At 54.7% G+C, this 16,148-nt stretch carries 13 protein-coding genes and 1 pseudogene; 8 read left to right on the top strand and 6 right to left on the bottom strand.

The genetic code is table 11. The features are described 5' to 3' along the window. Positions 1–815 (top strand): annotated as a pseudogene (locus ABRZ28_RS23025) (hypothetical protein); the annotation flags it as partial. Between the two features lie 5 nt (positions 816–820). Continuing rightward, positions 821–1,882 carry a hypothetical protein gene (locus tag ABRZ28_RS23020; protein ID WP_330521676.1) on the top strand — a complete coding sequence of 354 codons (1,062 nt, stop codon included), beginning with the start codon at positions 821–823 and terminating at the stop codon, positions 1,880–1,882. Between the two features lie 56 nt (positions 1,883–1,938). Here the strand turns inward: ABRZ28_RS23020 and pckA are convergent, their stop codons facing one another. The 5 genes from pckA to ABRZ28_RS22995 form a co-directional block, all read right to left on the bottom strand. Continuing rightward, positions 1,939–3,558 (bottom strand): phosphoenolpyruvate carboxykinase (ATP), encoded by a 1,620-nt coding sequence (pckA, locus tag ABRZ28_RS23015; protein ID WP_319606351.1) that lies wholly within the window; start codon positions 3,556–3,558, stop codon positions 1,939–1,941. Between the two features lie 391 nt (positions 3,559–3,949). Further along, entirely contained in the window at positions 3,950–4,822 is an 873-nt protein-coding gene (hslO, locus tag ABRZ28_RS23010; protein ID WP_319606352.1) for an Hsp33 family molecular chaperone HslO, read from the bottom strand. Positions 4,823–4,908: 86 nt separating this feature from the next. After that, positions 4,909–5,319: a ribosome-associated heat shock protein Hsp15 gene (gene hslR, locus ABRZ28_RS23005; protein ID WP_319606353.1), complete on the bottom strand. Its 411-nt coding sequence runs from the start codon at positions 5,317–5,319 to the stop codon at positions 4,909–4,911. A gap of 12 nt (positions 5,320–5,331) precedes the next feature. After that, positions 5,332–6,018: a GMP/IMP nucleotidase gene (gene yrfG, locus ABRZ28_RS23000; RefSeq protein WP_330521675.1), complete on the bottom strand. Its 687-nt coding sequence runs from the start codon at positions 6,016–6,018 to the stop codon at positions 5,332–5,334. Positions 6,019–6,196: 178 nt separating this feature from the next. Continuing rightward, on the bottom strand, positions 6,197–8,344 hold the full coding sequence (locus tag ABRZ28_RS22995; protein WP_319606355.1) for an intracellular growth attenuator family protein: 2,148 nt from the start codon (positions 8,342–8,344) through the stop codon (positions 6,197–6,199). Positions 8,345–8,808: 464 nt separating this feature from the next. On the opposite strand from ABRZ28_RS22995, the gene nudE reads away from it, so the two are divergent. Then, positions 8,809–9,366, top strand: a complete 558-nt coding sequence (gene nudE, locus ABRZ28_RS22990) for an ADP compounds hydrolase NudE (protein ID WP_319606356.1) — start codon at positions 8,809–8,811, stop codon at positions 9,364–9,366. Positions 9,367–9,420: 54 nt separating this feature from the next. Here nudE and mrcA read toward each other — a convergent pair whose 3' ends face one another. Then, a complete protein-coding gene (gene mrcA / locus ABRZ28_RS22985) occupies positions 9,421–11,979 on the bottom strand; it encodes a peptidoglycan glycosyltransferase/peptidoglycan DD-transpeptidase MrcA (RefSeq protein ID WP_319606357.1) in 2,559 nt (852 codons plus the stop codon). A 115-nt stretch (positions 11,980–12,094) separates the two neighbouring features. Here mrcA and pilM point away from each other — a divergent pair, with 115 nt between their 5' ends. From pilM to hofQ, 5 genes are read left to right on the top strand one after another with little or no spacing between them, the layout of a single operon-like run. Then, positions 12,095–12,946, top strand: a complete 852-nt coding sequence (gene pilM / locus ABRZ28_RS22980; protein ID WP_319606358.1) for a pilus assembly protein PilM — start codon at positions 12,095–12,097, stop codon at positions 12,944–12,946. 2 nt (positions 12,947–12,948) lie between these two features. Continuing rightward, complete coding sequence (locus ABRZ28_RS22975) at positions 12,949–13,515, top strand: PilN domain-containing protein (protein WP_319606359.1); 567 nt, start codon at positions 12,949–12,951, stop codon at positions 13,513–13,515. After that, positions 13,505–14,056 (top strand): hypothetical protein, encoded by a 552-nt coding sequence (locus ABRZ28_RS22970; protein ID WP_330521673.1) that lies wholly within the window; start codon positions 13,505–13,507, stop codon positions 14,054–14,056. Before ABRZ28_RS22975 ends, ABRZ28_RS22970 begins: the two co-directional genes overlap by 11 nt. Beyond that, positions 14,049–14,576, top strand: a complete 528-nt coding sequence (locus tag ABRZ28_RS22965; protein WP_330521672.1) for a HofP DNA utilization family protein — start codon at positions 14,049–14,051, stop codon at positions 14,574–14,576. The genes ABRZ28_RS22970 and ABRZ28_RS22965 overlap by 8 nt, the downstream gene beginning before the upstream one ends. A gap of 47 nt (positions 14,577–14,623) precedes the next feature. Further along, on the top strand, positions 14,624–15,871 hold the full coding sequence (gene hofQ, locus ABRZ28_RS22960) for a DNA uptake porin HofQ (RefSeq protein ID WP_413556403.1): 1,248 nt from the start codon (positions 14,624–14,626) through the stop codon (positions 15,869–15,871). Positions 15,872–16,148: the final 277 nt, after the last annotated feature.

Raw genomic sequence — 16,148 nt, 5'->3', positions numbered from 1 at the left:
TGACGTCGGTGCGTGACAAGGCGGACGGCATGCTGGGCAAAGCGCTGTCGCCGGTCAATCAATTTCTGGAGGCGCTGGCGGTGCGGCTGCATATCGAAGGCAATACGCTCTATCACACCTATCGCGGAGTGAATGTGCATAAGCTGCGTAAACTGCGGGAGATCGAGGAGGCAGAGCTATTGTTGTTCAAACGTCCCGACTGGGTGGATGTGAATGCGGTTGCGAAGTATAAAGGGATCAACAAACTTTCTAAAACGCATAGAAAAGCCATGAAGAATGGCTGGCCGGACCTGGAAAATAGTTTTTTAAAAGGAAGACAAAAGACTTTTCATATTATGAATGCCGCCTATGCCGAACCGGGCGAGCGATTGTACCGGGTGCTGGATCCAGCCAGTGATTCCCTTGATAACGGCGCCTACTGGCTGCGGGAGAAGGACTTTCTGGCGCTGCAAAGCAAGGCCGAGTGGCGTAAAAAATGCGCGGTATGGAAAAACTGGAACGAGAACGGCGAATATGTCATTTATACCGTGCCGCCCGGCCAGCGCATCAAGCTGTGGGAAGGGCCGGCGGCTACCCAGAAAATCGACGTCAAAATCAAAGACCCGAAAACCGGTGAATTTATCAAAACCAAAGACAAGGTATCGCTGGAGGGCGGCGGCAATCAGTTGCTGATTTTTCCCGGAGATTTACGCCGGGAGGCGATGGGACCGCGCCGGAAAACCGGCTGGGGCTACAGCGATCTGAATGACGAAGGCAACAGCTTTGTCGGCGTGCCAAGGCTACAAACCAACTGGTACGGCGACAACAAGGAGTAAACAAGATGGCGATACTACACCCGCAGGAGTGTTATTTACTGGAGCGCTATACCAGCGTCGACTATTACCGACGGCGCTGGGAGGCCTACAACGCCTTTGTCGAGCACTGCGAGCAGCAGGTGGAGCTGTTTATGCACAACCTGCCCGCCGACCTCCGCCGCCGTCCGGCCTGGGAGCAGATCGATATTATCTGGCAGAACCGGGTGCTGCCCAATATTCGCGGCACGCTGTCCGGGTTAGCCGACAGCTATATTGAACGGCAGCATAACGACCCCAATGCCTATATTACCGGCGGAGGGGTCAACAGCGACAACAAAGGGCTGACCGATTACTGGCCGGAGCGCTGGATGAGCCCGCCAGCGCTGCAACGCTATTCCGATCTGTTCAGCCTGGGCAGTATGTACGATACGATGGTGGATGGCACCGTCAGTTCAAACTGGGATGAAGGATTATTAACTTATTTATATGATGAAAGCGCCTTTGGTCCGTTGGATTTACCCGCGCAAATTCCCCGTTACCGGTTGGATACGTCCGTGGTGCTGGGACCGAATGACCCGGTGACGGTGACCGGGATTTACCTGCCGGATGTGGAATATGCCTGCGCGCAGTTTTTTCATCCCTTCAGCTATTTGCCGCATGTCGCTCCGCAGGGAAAGGTCAGAAGTGATTTTGTTACGGACGAAGGGGAACGCGATTATGGTTGGGAGAAAATCGAAAACGTGCCGGCCACCTGGACGCTGATCCGCCGGGTGGAGAATGAATTTATTCCGGTGCCGCCGCAGGGTTTTTTCCCCGCGGCGCACCCGGACGAGCTGTATCGCTGGCCGGAACGGGAGCAGGCATTGCTGGCCGGCCGGCAAACCCATCTGACGTTGCTGAGCGGCACGGTCTGCCCGTACGGCGGAGTCTGGAGCACCTATCAGGCCGGGCGCATTGAACGGCAACACTTCGCGCAAGGCGATATTTTGCCGCAGTGGCAGGACAGCGCGACGCAGAAAAGGGTTATCCACTGGACGCTGCTGGAGCGCGACGACGGCGGCAGCGTATTGTTTGCCGGGGAGAACTGATGGCGAGAGGAGGATAAAGGCGCGGGATCCGCGCCTTTATTGTGACTAACGTGAAGTTACAGTCTGGGACCCGCCTTAACCAGTGCGGCGCCCGCGGGCGTATCGGTGTATTTATCAAAATTGGTGATAAACCGCTGCGCCAAATCCTCCGCTTTCGCCTGCCATTGAGCCAGTTCGGCGTAGGTATCGCGCGGATCGAGGATGTTGGGATCCACGCCCGGCAACGCCTTAGGGATCGCCAGATCGAAGATCGGCAGCGTTTGCATTTCCGCATCTTCGATGCTGCCGTTCAGGATGGCATCGATAATCCCGCGCGTATCTTTAAGCGAGATACGTTTGCCGGTGCCGTTCCAGCCGGTATTGACCAGATAGGCCTGAGCGCCAGCCGCCTGCATGCGTTTTACCAGCACTTCGGCGTATTGCGTAGGATGCAGCGACAGGAAGGCCGCGCCAAAGCAGGCGGAGAACGTCGGCGTCGGTTCTGTGACCCCACGTTCCGTACCCGCCAGTTTTGCGGTGAAGCCGGACAGGAAATGGTATTGCGTTTGATCTGACGTCAGACGAGATACCGGCGGCAATACGCCGAAGGCGTCCGCCGTCAGGAATATCACTTTGGTGGCATGACCGGCTTTGGATACGGGTTTGACGATATTATGGATGTGATAGATCGGATAAGAAACGCGGGTATTTTCGGTTTTTGAACCGTCGTTGAAATCGACCGTGCCGTCAGCCAATACCACGACGTTTTCCAGCAGCGCATCGCGCTTGATCGCGCCATAAATATCCGGTTCCGCCTCTTTGGACAGCTTGATGGTTTTAGCGTAACAGCCGCCTTCAAAGTTAAAGACGCCGTCATCGTCCCAGCCGTGCTCATCGTCGCCAATCAACTGGCGCTTGGGATCGGTGGATAGCGTGGTTTTGCCCGTACCGGAAAGGCCGAAAAAGATGGCGACATCGCCGCGCTCGCCCACGTTGGCCGAACAGTGCATGGAAGCGATGCCTTTCAGCGGCAGCAGGTAGTTCATGATAGAGAACATCCCTTTTTTCATTTCACCGCCGTACCAGGTGCCGCCAATCAGCTGAATACGTTCCGTCAGGTTAAAGGCGATGAAGTTTTCAGAGTTCAGCCCCTGTTCCCGCCATTGCGGATTGGTGCATTTAGCGCCGTTCATCACGATGAAATCAGGCTCGAAATCCTGTAATTCCTCATCGTTTGGGCGAATAAACATGTTTTTCACAAAGTGTGCCTGCCAGGCAACTTCGGTAATAAAACGGACTTTCAGCCGGCTATCCGGGTTGGCGCCGCAGAACGCGTCAACGATAAACAGGCGTTTACCGGAAAGTTGTGTGGTGACCAGCTGTTTGAGATGCGTCCAGGTTTCCTGACTCAGGGGATGATTATCATTTTTACCTTTCCCCTGATCCGACCACCAAACGCTGTCGCGGGTGACGTCATCGCGCACGATGTATTTATCTTTCGGGGAGCGGCCGGTAAAAATGCCGGTATCGACGGCCACTGCGCCCAATCGGGTTTCTATGCCGCGTTCATAACCTTGTAGAGTTGGGGAGATTTCTTCTTGAAAAAGCAAGTCATAGCCGGGATTGTAGACAATATCGCCGATATCCTGGATCCCATAAGACGCAAGAAGCTCTGGGGTGATACTTCTGATCTGCATGTTGCTACTCCTCAATGGTTATTTCCCTTATTTTTCGAGTACAGCAATCGGGTTCCTTGAATGACTCGATCCCTTCCTGGGATTCGCCCTTTTGGGGCCGCTGCAAGCAGCGTTCAGATCTGTTTCTGACTACCTCAGTGACTTGGTTGATTAAGCTTTCGAGGTGCTGTTCAGTTACCGCCTGTCTGCATCTTGAAATCTATCGGGTAAATGAGAGTTGTACTGCTTATTATTGTAGTGTGTGAGTTTATTTTAACCGCGATAGCAATCATAAAATTAAATAAATTAAATAATAACTTTGCTTATTCAGTACGTTGTACGGCGGTGCGGGATAAAACGCTGCGGTCGTGATGGGGGAAGAAACGGGTACGAGACCGTACCCGCGGCGGCATTAATGCAGCAGATTATTGGATGAGTGCTGTTTGAGCGCCTGGACTTCCCCGGCGTTGAATACATAGTGATTTCCGCAGTAATCACAATGCATATCGATTTCGCCGTCTTGTTCCAGCATGTCATTGACTTCTTGATCGGCAAGCGTCATTAACGCCGCTGCGCAACGCTCGCGCGAACAATGGCATTGGAACGTGACCGACTGCGGTTCGTATACCGTGACTTCTTCCTGATGGTAAAGACGATAGAGCACATCGTTCGCCGTCAGCGTAAATAACTCCTCGGCCTTGACCGTGGCGGTGAGTTGCGCCAGGTGATCAAAATCATCTCGCGCGGCGTTTTGTGCAGGCAACACCTGTAACAGCATACCCGCCGCCGCCATCCGTCCGTCATGCTGACCGGTGCGGATAAATAGACGGGTGGGGAGTTGCTCGGATTGCAGGAAATAACTTTCCAGACAATCGGCAACGCAGTCCCCTTCTAAACCGACCACGCCCTGATAACGTTCGCCTTCCGTCGGGGTAATGGTGATGACCAGATAACCGCTGCCAACCATCTCTTTGAGCGAGCTGTCCGGCGCTATCTCGCCTTGCAAACGGGCCACGCCGCGCATCTGTTGCTGATGGTTGCCGTTGATCACGGCCAGTTTCAGCGGGCCGTCTCCCTGAAGCTGAACGGTAATATCGCCGCTGAACTTCAACGTGGCCGTCAGCAGGCTGGTGGCGACAAGCATCTCGCCCAGCAGATTTTGCACCGGTTCTGGATAGTCATGATTCGCCAGAATGTGTTGGCAGGTGTCGCTGACTGTCACCAACTCGCCGCGCACGGCATGATTTTCAAACAGGTAACGATGTAGTTGGTCATGGATGGACATAATTTTCTCTCGCTGTGGTGACAGTGATTGCCTTCATTTTCAAGTCGCCGGCGCGGCGGCCGTCTGTATCTTGAAATCTCTCGGGCTTATTCCTGATCGCTGTATTTAAATTTAATCAGATCCCGTCGCTCTTTCTTGTCAGGACGACGATCCGGATGCGGCATGGTCAACGCATTCATTTTTCGCGCCAGCGCCAGCTTTTCCCGCTTCTCGACACTGTCGGCGGTTTCCCGGTATAACGCCTGTGCTTCCGTCGCCGTTCTGCGTTGCCCGCTGATTGCGCAGACAATGATGGTGCGTTCGTCGTTCCCCTGACGGAGCTTGATTTCGGCATTCAGCTCCACCAGTTTGCTGGGCTTGCTGCGTTGTCCGTTGTAATGCACTTTGCCGCCATCAACCATTTCGCGGGCAATGGCCCGGGTTTTATAGAAGCGGGCGGCCCAAAGCCACTTGTCCAGACGGACAGCATCGCCGGCGTTCTCGGTTGCTTTCATCATGACTCCTTCTGCTTAACGGCGGTTTACCGACTGATGTAATGACGGTAACAGCTCAAGATAATCATTCATTGACGGATGTTGCCGGAATGATTTTTCCTGCTGACTGGAATCAGGATTACTGACGCCCAGGCAGTAACGGATGCCGAAGGTTTTGGCGGCGTCCAGAATGGCTTCGCTATCATCGACGAATAGCGTCCTGGCCGGATCGAAACCGGTTTGCCGCTGCACGGCCCGCCATAACCGCTGATTTTCTTTCGGATACCCATAAGTATGGGTGGAAAGTAATAAATCAAGGTGTTTGTCTAACCTGGTATGTTCAATTTTAACCGCCAGACTGTGCGGATGCGCATTCGTCAGCAGGATCGTGCGTTTCCCGCTGTCGCGCAGGGCGTTCAGAAAGGGTTCGCTATCCGCTCTCAGACGGGCGCGGTGGCCGATATCCGTGGTCATCTTATAGATGTCCAATCCCAGCTTTTCACTCCAGTAATCGAAACAGTACCAGTTCAGCGTATGCTGCACCGCCTGATATTCCACGGCTATGAGTTGTCGGGCCACGTCAAGACTGATGCCGCGCTTATCGCTGAGCGACTGCGGTACGAGCTGTAGCCAAAAATAGTTATCGAAGGCCAGATCAAGCAGCGTGCCATCCATATCCAATAGGACGGTATCAATGTCGCGCCAGTTAAAGTGAGGACTCATAAATACTCCAGATACAGATGGATGCCCCGTTACCGAACGAGTGGATAAGATTGATTTGATAAGGACGTCTAGCGGTCATTCTTCAGGTCGCAGGGGAATATTAACCAACCCCTTGCGGTCTATGGCGTCTAAATACCGCAGCCCCGTCAGAATAACATAATCACGCGTAGCGCCGCGATTATCGCAACGAGCGTGTACGGTGGTCCGCCAGCGACGGCGTGGAGCCGAAAAGGGAGGCGTAATATTGTTGAATGCTGGCCATCCGTTGTTTGCTCTTGCCTATTTTTATTGCCAACAGCGCAAGGTTGACCAGCAGCGTGATGGAAAAAAGCAGCAGCAGCAGGCAACTGCCCAGATAGCGCCACAGGGTGATGACGTCAGGTTCGCTATGCAGGCTGATATGTTGCGTGCCGTTGGCATCGATGCTGAGATTGGTGATGACGCCCGATGCGCTGAACGGCGTGTGCAATAACATCGACGATAGCCGCTGTAGCTCTTTCCACTGGTCGGCGGCGTGGTATTCATTCAGCGGTATAATCGGTAATGGATAGCTGACAAACTGGCGGCCTTCCTCGCTGCGGATTAAAAATCCGCCGGGCGGTGGGCTATTGAGCGAATCCGCCGCGTTGTTGACTTCCTGTTGGAAGAAATAGTCCGTGGCGCTGTCGACGAGCGACTCCAGCGTCTCTGCGCTTACCGGCCGCAGCAGCACGTTCATTCCTTTAAGCGTTCCCGTGCGGGCCTGCTTTACCAGCGTATCCCAGTTTTTCACATTGCCCAGGTTGACCAGGGCATTTTTCAGGCGAACGCAGTCTTTCTCCTGTTCGCAGAGATCTTGCGTTTTCAGCACGATATCCGAAAAGTCATTCAACAGAATCATGCCTGACTTCTGAATGGCTGAAGCAAGCTGTGCATTGACCTGGCCCTCGGCGTCGGTCTGCGGGTGCAGTTGATTATTCACCGTCTTAAGCAATGCCGAGCTTTTTTCAATGGTCTCGGATTCCGGCAGCGGCAACGAGGCGGCCTTATTCCAGTAGATGGCCGAGCAATCAAAAGGGGTGAAGGCATAGGCGGGCGAGTTATCCGCGATGTGGATATTCGCCGGAACATAGCACATCCCCGCCCCCTGAACCTTCAGAGTATCGCCGATTTGCAGCGGGGTTTTTTCCAGTTCATCAACCTGACTGACCTGAACATGTTGCGCGCCTTGCAACCAGGCCATGCTGAGCTTTAGCGGCAATTCAAGAGGAACATAGACCAATAAGAGGATCAGGCTGAGCAGGGCGCCGGAAGACAGCATCAGGTTTTTTCCCCAGCGTTGCGGAGGGAACTGTTTGACTTCGTCATGCAGCGACAGGTATTTCCCCTGGCGGACGACCTGATGGTTTAGGTAAATATCGACATCGGTTTTTTTCCCTAAATCAAACGTAATGTACGGATGCCAATAGGGGGGATAAATCAGATCGATATTGCCGAGCGAGACGTTGCCGAACTGCCCTTGATTCGATTCGCCGAAAAGGCCGAGGCCCTGCGGTACGCCGGAAAGACAGTGGACGTCTTGCAGTTCCTGTTTCGACGGGGAGCGGAAAAGCTGCCAGAGGCTCCAGGCGGCGAGCAGCAAGGCCGTGCTGATAAGCCAGGGAAGCAGCGCTATCGGGCTATTAATGCTGATAAACAGCAGCAGAAACGACAAACATAACACGCCGGCTTCTTTCAGTCCCTTCGCGCGATGCAGAGCATGTTCTTCCCTGGTTTCCTTTCGAATGTTCACCAGTTCCACATGCTCATTCTCTTCATGGCGAATGGACGCGTTCGGCATGGGGGCGTCGGTCACGGCGACCAACTGATGGTGTTGGTGATTGACGCACTCCACCAGTGAGTGCCCGTTCAGCGAAATAACCAACGGAATAGAGTCGGTTTTAATCAATTCGACGGTGTTGTTTTCCGTAATATGCTGTTCCCAACAGGGGGGCAGGTGAATTTCCTGCGTGTCGATATAGTATCGCCACTTATTCTGGGCATCGCTGCTCAGGCCATAACGCGTGATGGTGTGGGTGATGGGATAGACCCGATTGCTTTGCAATGAGCGGGGCATTCTGGGTTGGGTAATCGGTATGTCAAGCGGCGTCGGCAACTGGCTATGTTCCTGAGCCAGGTAATGCTCGACGGCGTTGCGCTCTTCGGCGGTCAGTTGGCGAAGTAAAGCAGGTTCCACAGGCAAGGGAGCGACGAATGGCAGGCGCCGGCGCGCACGGTAGACAATGAAACCTCCGATAGCGAGCAGACAGGCAAGCAATATAGCCAATATGGTAAATATTGTGCTCATGTCATCTCCATCCCAATGTGACGTACTCCCTGTGCGCATCGGATTTTAACAAACTGGTACAATCGATGATAACCTGCATGGTTCCGTTTATTAATTTAATAACTAAAAAGTAACAGAGATTATCTACGTAAGGAGAGAATGGTAACAATCGGCCTGCGTGTCTAAAATGAGGAAAATCTGATTTTTGGGGCGTATTATTGACTTTTTATTTTTTATTTAGACGCTCAATACTGATAATGTGGATCTAATGTTATTAACAAGTAAATTAATAATTGCGATGGTTGCAGCGGAGCGCGCTGTTAACGCACAATGTGAGCAACATCAAAAATCTCAGCAAGTCAAAAAAGAACATTAACGATCGCTTTCATTCAGCGACACGCCGTATCTATGGTGAGGGTAAGTATGATCATCATCCAGGTTGGGCTAAGTTGTCGTTCTGGTCGTAATTTCTCGATGAGGCCATTATGAGTCATAACCTGCAAAAGCCCAAAATCCTTAAGGTCGAAACGGTTGCGCGTTCACGTTTATTCAATGTTGAGTCCATTGATTTGGAGTTCAGCAACGGCGTTCGCCGGGTATACGAGCGCATGCGTCCAAGCGGACGGGAAGCTGTGATGATAGTGCCGATCATCGATGATGAACTGGTGCTGATCCGTGAGTATGCCGTCGGCATTGAGCAATATGAACTTGGCTTTCCCAAAGGGCTGATTGACCCTGGCGAGACGGTCTTTGAGGCCGCCAACCGGGAACTGATGGAAGAGGCGGGGTTTGGCGCGGAGCAGCTCGATCTGCTGGCGACGCTGACGCTGGCGCCGTCCTATTTCTCCAGCCAGATGAATATTGTCGTCGCGCGAGGACTGTATCCGCAGAGCCGTGAAGGCGATGAGCCGGAACCGTTGCCCAAGGTGCATTGGCCGCTGGCGGATATGATGTCGCTGTTGCAAGAGCCCGATTTCCGCGAAGCGCGCAACGTCAGCGCGTTGTTTTTAACCCAGGATTGGTTGCGCCGCGCGGCGGGATAAAGAAAAAGGCGCCGCAATGGGCGCCTTTTACATACGCGGGTGACGACCACGTTATCAGAATAGCTCTTCGCTTTGTCCGTTATCCATCAATGTCGTGCCGACTTCATGCACTTCGTATTCCGTCGGCTGGGTGCCTTCGATGAAAAACTCGGAACGACTGTTGCCCCCGCCGTTAGACAGTTTGCCGCTGCTGCGGTCGATCGTCACGCTGACAATGCCGGGCGGCGGCGTCAGCGGCTGTTCCGGCACGCCGTCCAGCGCGACCTTCATAAAGTCATCCCAGGCCGGCTGAGCCGTTTTTGCGCCGCCTTCATATCCGGATATCTGATCTTTAATCACGCCGGATGCGCTGCTGGTGCCTAAATTTCGCCGATGGTCGTCAAAACCGATCCAGACCGAAGTCACCAGATTCGGGCCATAGCCAGAGAACCAGGCATCTTTGGAACTGTTTGTCGTCCCGGTTTTGCCGCCGATGTCATGACGTTTCAGCACTTTTCCCGCTCGCCAGCCTGTACCCATCCAGCCCGGCTCGCCAAAGATATTGCTGTTAAGCGCATCTTTAATCAGGAAGGACAGCGGGGTGCTGATGACATGCGGCGCATAAGGCTGTACGGCATTTTGTTGTGCGAGCGGCGGCGTAACGGGTTCCAACTGGGGTTGCGGCAACGTACCCGGCGCCGGGTTTTCTCTGGATGTCGCGACATTTTCCATACTGTCCGCGGACAGTACCGTGTCACGCCGCATTTCGCCGTACACCAACGGCAAGTTGCAGGTATCGCAAACCACTTTCGGCGCGGCGGTAAAGACCGGGCCGCCGGTTTCCGTCTCTATTTTGCTAATGATATAGGGATCGACCAGATAGCCCCCGTTAGCCATGACCGCATAGCCGCGAACCACCTGTAGCGGGGTGAAGGACGCCGCCCCCAGCGCCAGCGATTCCGTCGGCACGATGTTTTGTTTCGGGAAGCCGAAGCGCTGCAAATATTCCGCGGCGTAATCTACGCCCATTGCCCGCATGGCGCGCACCATCACCACGTTTTTGGACTGTCCCAATCCCTGGCGCAAGCGGATAGGGCCGTCGTAAGTCGCCGGTGAGTTTTTCGGCCGCCAGTCTGAACCGGCGCCTGGATCCCAGCGCGTAATCGGCACGTCATTGAGGATGGTGGCGAGCGTCAGGCCTTTGTCCATCGCGGCGGTATAGAGGAACGGCTTGATGTTGGAGCCCAGTTGGCGCAGCGCCTGCGTCGCACGGTTAAACTTACTCTGATTGAAGTCGAACCCGCCGACCAGCGCTTCAATGGCGCCGTTGTTGGGATTGAGCGACACCAGCGCCGAGTTGACGTCCGGAACCTGGGCCAGCCACCAGTCGTTTTCCACTTTCCGCACCCACACCTGCTGGCCGGTTTGCACCACGTCGGTCACCCGTCTGGGCGTCGGCCCTTGCTGCGTATCGGAACGATAAGGGCGCGCCCAGCGCATGCCCGCCATCGGCAATGAAATATTGCTGCCGTCGGCCATCATCGCAATGGCTTTCTCGCTATCGGTATCGGTGATGACCGCCGGGAACAGCGGACCGTAAACCGGCAGCTTTTTCAACTCGGCGATGATTTTTACCCGATCCCAGGCGCCTTCGCCGACTTTCCACAGCACGGCGGTCGGGCCGCGGTAGCCGTGACGCATATCATAGGCGAGAACGTTGTTACGCAACGCATCCTGCGCGGCCAATTGCAATTTTCTGGTAATGGTGGTGTAGACCTTGTAGCCATCGTTATAGGCGTTATCGCCATAACGCGCGATCATTTCCTGCCGCACCATTTCCGCCACATAAGGCGCGGAAAACGCAATCTTCGGCGCGTGGTAGTCTGCTTCCAGCTTTTCACTCCGCGCCTGATCATATTGAGCCTGAGTGATGTAGTTCTCATCTTTCATGCGAGCCAGAACCACGTTACGTCGGGCTATGGCGCGGTCGTATGAATAGAGCGGGTTAAAGGTGGAGGGCGCCTTCGGCAAACCGGCGATCATGGCCATCTCACTCAGCGTAAGCTGATCGACAGGACGGCCAAAGTAAACGTGGGCGGCCGCGCCTACGCCATAAGCGCGATAACCAAGATAAATTTTGTTCAGATACAGTTCAAGAATTTCATCTTTGGTCAGGAGTTGCTCGATACGGATAGCCAGGAACACTTCCTTTATTTTACGCATCAGGGTGCGTTCCGGGCTAAGGAAAAAGTTTCTGGCCAGCTGTTGCGTAATGGTGCTGGCTCCCTGGGAAGCATGACCGGAGGTTAACGCAATCGACGCGGCGCGAATGATCCCTATTGGATCGACGCCGTGGTGCTCATAGAAGCGGCTGTCTTCAGTGGCGATAAACGCCCGCACCATTACCGGCGGGATTTGATCCAGCTTCAGCGGAAGACGCCGGTGTTCGCCGAATTGGGCAATCAGTTCACCCTCGGCGCTGTATACCTGCATGGGCGTCTGCAACCTGATGTCTTTTAGCGCGGCGACATCGGGTAGCTGTGGTTCGATATAACGGTACAGACCGTATATCGAGGCTGCTCCCAGCAGGATGCAAGTGACTGCAAGGATGAGTAGATACTTTACGAACTTCACCTGAGATTTTCCATTCAGTAGCGTTTGGACGGTTTATAAACAATCGCGCGCTAGTATAAAGGTAAGCCGGCACTGTGGATACGTTCTTTTAATTGATAAGGAAATCGGGTTGAACATGGCTTATCACATCTGGCGGGTTGGGTTGGATATACAAAACGGCTTTATGCGCGCACTGGCGGCGCAACGTCGTCGCTGTGGCTGGCAGCTTCGCTGCTGGTGGCAGTTTCCGCTGCCGGGCGATACGTTACGCGCGGGTAGTCTACACCATACTGAGGCGCTTTGTGAGGCTTTACTGAAATGGCGCCGGTTATTGCCCCGCCATATTTCGCTGCGGGTCGGCTTTCCCGCGCAGTTGATATTGCAACAGCGTTTTCCGGCGCCGGATCGCCGGCTGCAAGGCGCAGGACGGCATGAATACATCGAGGCGATGGCCGCCCGTAAGCTGCCGGTAAGCAGCGATTCCCTGGCGATGGACTACCGTGAAGATCCGCATACGCCGGATACGCTATTGGTTACTGCGGCCCGGCGACGTGAGCTGGATAACTGGCTAGGCTGTTTGCATCGTGCGGATTTACAGCCTGAGGTTATTGATGTTTCAACCTGCGCTATTCGTTGTATGGCGCAGTCCGCCGGGCTTCAGCGCGATCGGCTTTTTCTGCATCGCCTGACGGACGGCTGGCTATGGATCTCCCCGCTGAACCAGGCTTTTCAGTGCGGAGTGATACATCCGGATGAATTGCGCGCTGAAGACGATCTCTTGGCGGTGGTAAGCGCTCGCTATCCTGATGTTGCCGATGGCGTCGCCTACTACAGCAGCACGCTGCCTGAATCCGCCGGTCAGCGTTCCGACGCTCTCTTGCTGTGGTCGCCGCTGGCGGCGTTCGACCAAATGCAGCCGCCCTTGCCGGATTTTCCTTCTGCCTTTGTTATCGCCGGCGGTCTGGCTTTGCGCCCCGAGGATGCCTGAACATGCTGCTGATTAACCTCCTGCCCTGGCGCAGGCAGCGGTTGCGTCGGCGAGCGCGCCGCTGGCTGGCGCTATTGCTGCTGCAATTGATATTGGTCGCCGTCGCGCTCGCCGGTTTCTATTGGCACTGGCACCAGCAACGGCTGATGTTGCAACGAGAGCTGGACGGGCTGTCGGCGCAGCAACGGCAATTGACGCAGCAATACCAGCAAACCCGTCGGATGTGGCATCAACTGCGGGATTATCAGGCGCAGCGTGATGCCGATGAGGCGGCGCTGCGCCACAATCAGCGCTACCTGACTCTGCTGGAACAGATGGCATCGATGATGCCCCGACGTCTCTGGCTGACGGATCTCGCCGATCGGGGCGATCACCTATTGATTTCCGGGCTGAGCGAAAACTATACCGACATCGTCGATCTGAATCGTTCACTGACCCGCCACCCCGATCTGGCGCGGGTGCGGGTGCTTCAGGCGCGGCGGCAGAACGACCGAAGGTTGTTGCGCTTTTCGCTTCAGGCGGATTGGGTGCTCGCCAGTTCAATAAAGGACGGGCGGGATGGTGATTAACCTGATACTTGATTGGCCGGGGTGGGGGAGTAAACCGCGCTGGATATTGGCGGCGGCGCAGGTGGTATTGATCGGCGCTTTTTCACTGCTTGGCAGTGTGCTGGTTTTGAACGCGGAGCGGCAGCAAATCTTGCAGGTGAATCAAATGATTATGGAGCAACGCGCCGCGATACGACACCTTCGGCGGCAGCTCGATTCATTGCCTTCTTTTGCCGCGTTGCAGGTGCGGTTAGCGGAGCGGAAAAGCGAAAAACCGTCATTCCATGCAGATATGCCGTCGCTGCTGGTCAGCGCGCCGCTGTCAAAATCCGGGGCAGTACTGCTTTCCTGGCAGCCGGCGGCGCATCAGGATAACCATCAAGCCTGGTTATTAACCCTTAGCGCCGACTATCAGGGGCTGTTGCTCGTGCTGCGTAAATTTATCGCGTTGCCGCACGTGCTGCGAATTGAGCGGTTGACGATGACGTCGGTAGAGGGGGTTTTGCATATTGATATGCATCTGCTGAAAGCGACGGCGGAGCGGAGGGCGGAGATTGAATAGAACGGCGTCAGGCTGCTTCATTTCGGCATTTATCGCCTTATCCGCTATCGCCGCCACCGATGCGGAAACAGGCCGCCGGGATCCCTTCCAGCCGGTATTCGCCGCGTCTTGCGCGCAAAGTCAGGTTATGCGGCGCTGGCAGTTAAAAGGCGTGATTGGCGTCGGTCAAACATGGGTGGGCTGGTTGGCTGAAGCGGAAAACCGCTGGCGGCGGTTAACGCCGGGAACGGTGATCCCGCCGGGAAACTGGCAGGTCAGCCATCTGGATAAATCCGGCGCGACATTGACGGCGGTTGATCGAAATGAGCGCTGCGACGGCGCGCCGGCGGAGATTTCCATGGCGTCGCCCTTCATTAAAAAAACGCCGGGAGCGTTTTTCAACGTCGCTTGCGACGGCCCGCAGGGTGATGGGCAGGAAGCCTGTCATAAAAAAACGCCGGGAGCGTTTTTCAACGTCGCTTGCGACGGCCCGAAGGGTGACGGGCAGGAAGCCTGTCATCAAAAAACCGACGCGCATTAGAAAAACGTCTCAGGACGAGGAGTATGACGACGATGCAAATAAAGAAAATGCCGATCCCGGCTTTGCTGCTGATTATCAGCATCGCGGCGCAGGCGAAGAACGACGCGCCGGTCTCCATGGCATTTGAGGATTCGCCTATACAGCGGGTATTGCAGGCTTTGGCGGATCATCAGCAGCTAAATATGGTGATGGCGCCGGGCGTGGAGGGATCGATCAGCCTGCGGTTGACGGACGTACCCTGGCGGCAGGCGCTGGATATCGTGTTGCGTATGGGACAGCTTGGCGTCGAACGGGACGGTAATGTCCTGCTGGTTTATCCCGCGTCTCACCTTGAAGCATTGCGGCAACAAAAAGAGGAGCGCGTCGTCGAACAGGCGCAAAGGCAGCCATTACAGAACCTTTCCGTTGCGTTGCAGTACGCCGATGCGGCGGAGATAGCCGCCAGCATGCAAGCTCAGCACGGCGCTTTGCTTACCGAGCGCGGGAGCGTCACCGTGGATAAACGAACCAATACGTTACTGATCCGCGATACGGCCGCAGCGCTGGAACAGTTAACGTCGTGGGTGAGCGAACTGGATTTGCCGCTATCGCAAGTGCAGCTTGCGGCGCATATCGTGACGATCAGCAGCGGAAACTTGCGGGATTTGGGGGTCAACTGGGGGCTGGGGACGGGCGATGAGACCAATAAAGCATTGCGATTGAATAATTTTAATATCAGCTTGCCGGTAGAGACGCCCGCCATCAACGCGGGTTTCCATCTGGCGCGGCTTAACGGCCGTCTGCTTGAGCTGGAGCTGATGGCGTTAGAGCAGGAAAATCAGGTGGAAATCATTGCCAGTCCCCGTTTGCTGACGGCTCATAAGCAGACCGCCAGTATTAAGCAGGGGACGGAAATTCCCTATCAGGTTTCCAGCGGCGCCAGTGGCTCCACCTCGATTGAATTCAAGGAAGCGGTATTGGGGATGGAGGTGACGCCCAGCATTCTGCGGGCGGGGCGCATCACGATGAATCTGAAGATCAGTCAAAACATGCCGGGACAGACGATCAAGCAGAGCGATAACGGCGAGGCGCTGGCGATCGATAAACAGGAAATACAAACCCAGGTTACCGTCGCTGATGGCGAAACCATCGTGTTGGGCGGGATCTTTCAGCAGCAGAAAAAGCGTACCGACAGCCAGGTTCCGGCGTTAGGCGATATTCCCGTACTCGGACATTTGTTCAAAAATAGTACGCGGCAGGATACCCGGCGGGAATTGGTTATCTTTATTACGCCGACCTTGATTCCACCAAGCTAAACGGTAAAAAGTAGCAGAATTTTCATCATAACGGCGCGATATTTTAATTAATTCGTGTCTTCTAAGTTTGACGCTGCGACAGATTTAGCTTACAAGGGTTAGCGAATTGAGCACAGAAGTGTTGTTCCACCGAAAATGTCGATAAAACATACGTTATATTCGAAATAATTGATGTTGCAGCCTGGCGGCGAACAAAACGAGCCTCAGACGCTGAGTACGCGATGCGTCTGGCGTGAGAGCGTGAAGCCGAAAGGAATGCGACTTGAATAATGGCGGT

Source organism: Brenneria sp. g21c3, from assembly GCF_040240345.1.
Lineage (GTDB): Bacteria > Pseudomonadota > Gammaproteobacteria > Enterobacterales > Enterobacteriaceae > Brenneria.
The sequence above is the reverse complement of the archived record's forward strand: the minus strand, read 5'-3'. Positions and strand labels throughout refer to the sequence as shown.

Coding starts and splice junctions, on each gene's coding strand:
- nudE (WP_319606356.1), top strand. CDS start 8,809: ATGAGTCATAACCTGCAAAAGCCCAAAATCCTTAAGGTCGAAACGGTT.
- ABRZ28_RS22995 (WP_319606355.1), bottom strand. CDS start 8,344: ATGAGCACAATATTTACCATATTGGCTATATTGCTTGCCTGTCTGCTC.
- hslR (WP_319606353.1), bottom strand. CDS start 5,319: ATGATGAAAGCAACCGAGAACGCCGGCGATGCTGTCCGTCTGGACAAG.
- pckA (WP_319606351.1), bottom strand. CDS start 3,558: ATGCAGATCAGAAGTATCACCCCAGAGCTTCTTGCGTCTTATGGGATC.
- ABRZ28_RS22970 (WP_330521673.1), top strand. CDS start 13,505: ATGGTGATTAACCTGATACTTGATTGGCCGGGGTGGGGGAGTAAACCG.
- ABRZ28_RS22975 (WP_319606359.1), top strand. CDS start 12,949: ATGCTGCTGATTAACCTCCTGCCCTGGCGCAGGCAGCGGTTGCGTCGG.
- ABRZ28_RS23020 (WP_330521676.1), top strand. CDS start 821: ATGGCGATACTACACCCGCAGGAGTGTTATTTACTGGAGCGCTATACC.
- hslO (WP_319606352.1), bottom strand. CDS start 4,822: ATGTCCATCCATGACCAACTACATCGTTACCTGTTTGAAAATCATGCC.
- pilM (WP_319606358.1), top strand. CDS start 12,095: ATGGCTTATCACATCTGGCGGGTTGGGTTGGATATACAAAACGGCTTT.
- yrfG (WP_330521675.1), bottom strand. CDS start 6,018: ATGAGTCCTCACTTTAACTGGCGCGACATTGATACCGTCCTATTGGAT.
- hofQ (WP_413556403.1), top strand. CDS start 14,624: ATGCCGATCCCGGCTTTGCTGCTGATTATCAGCATCGCGGCGCAGGCG.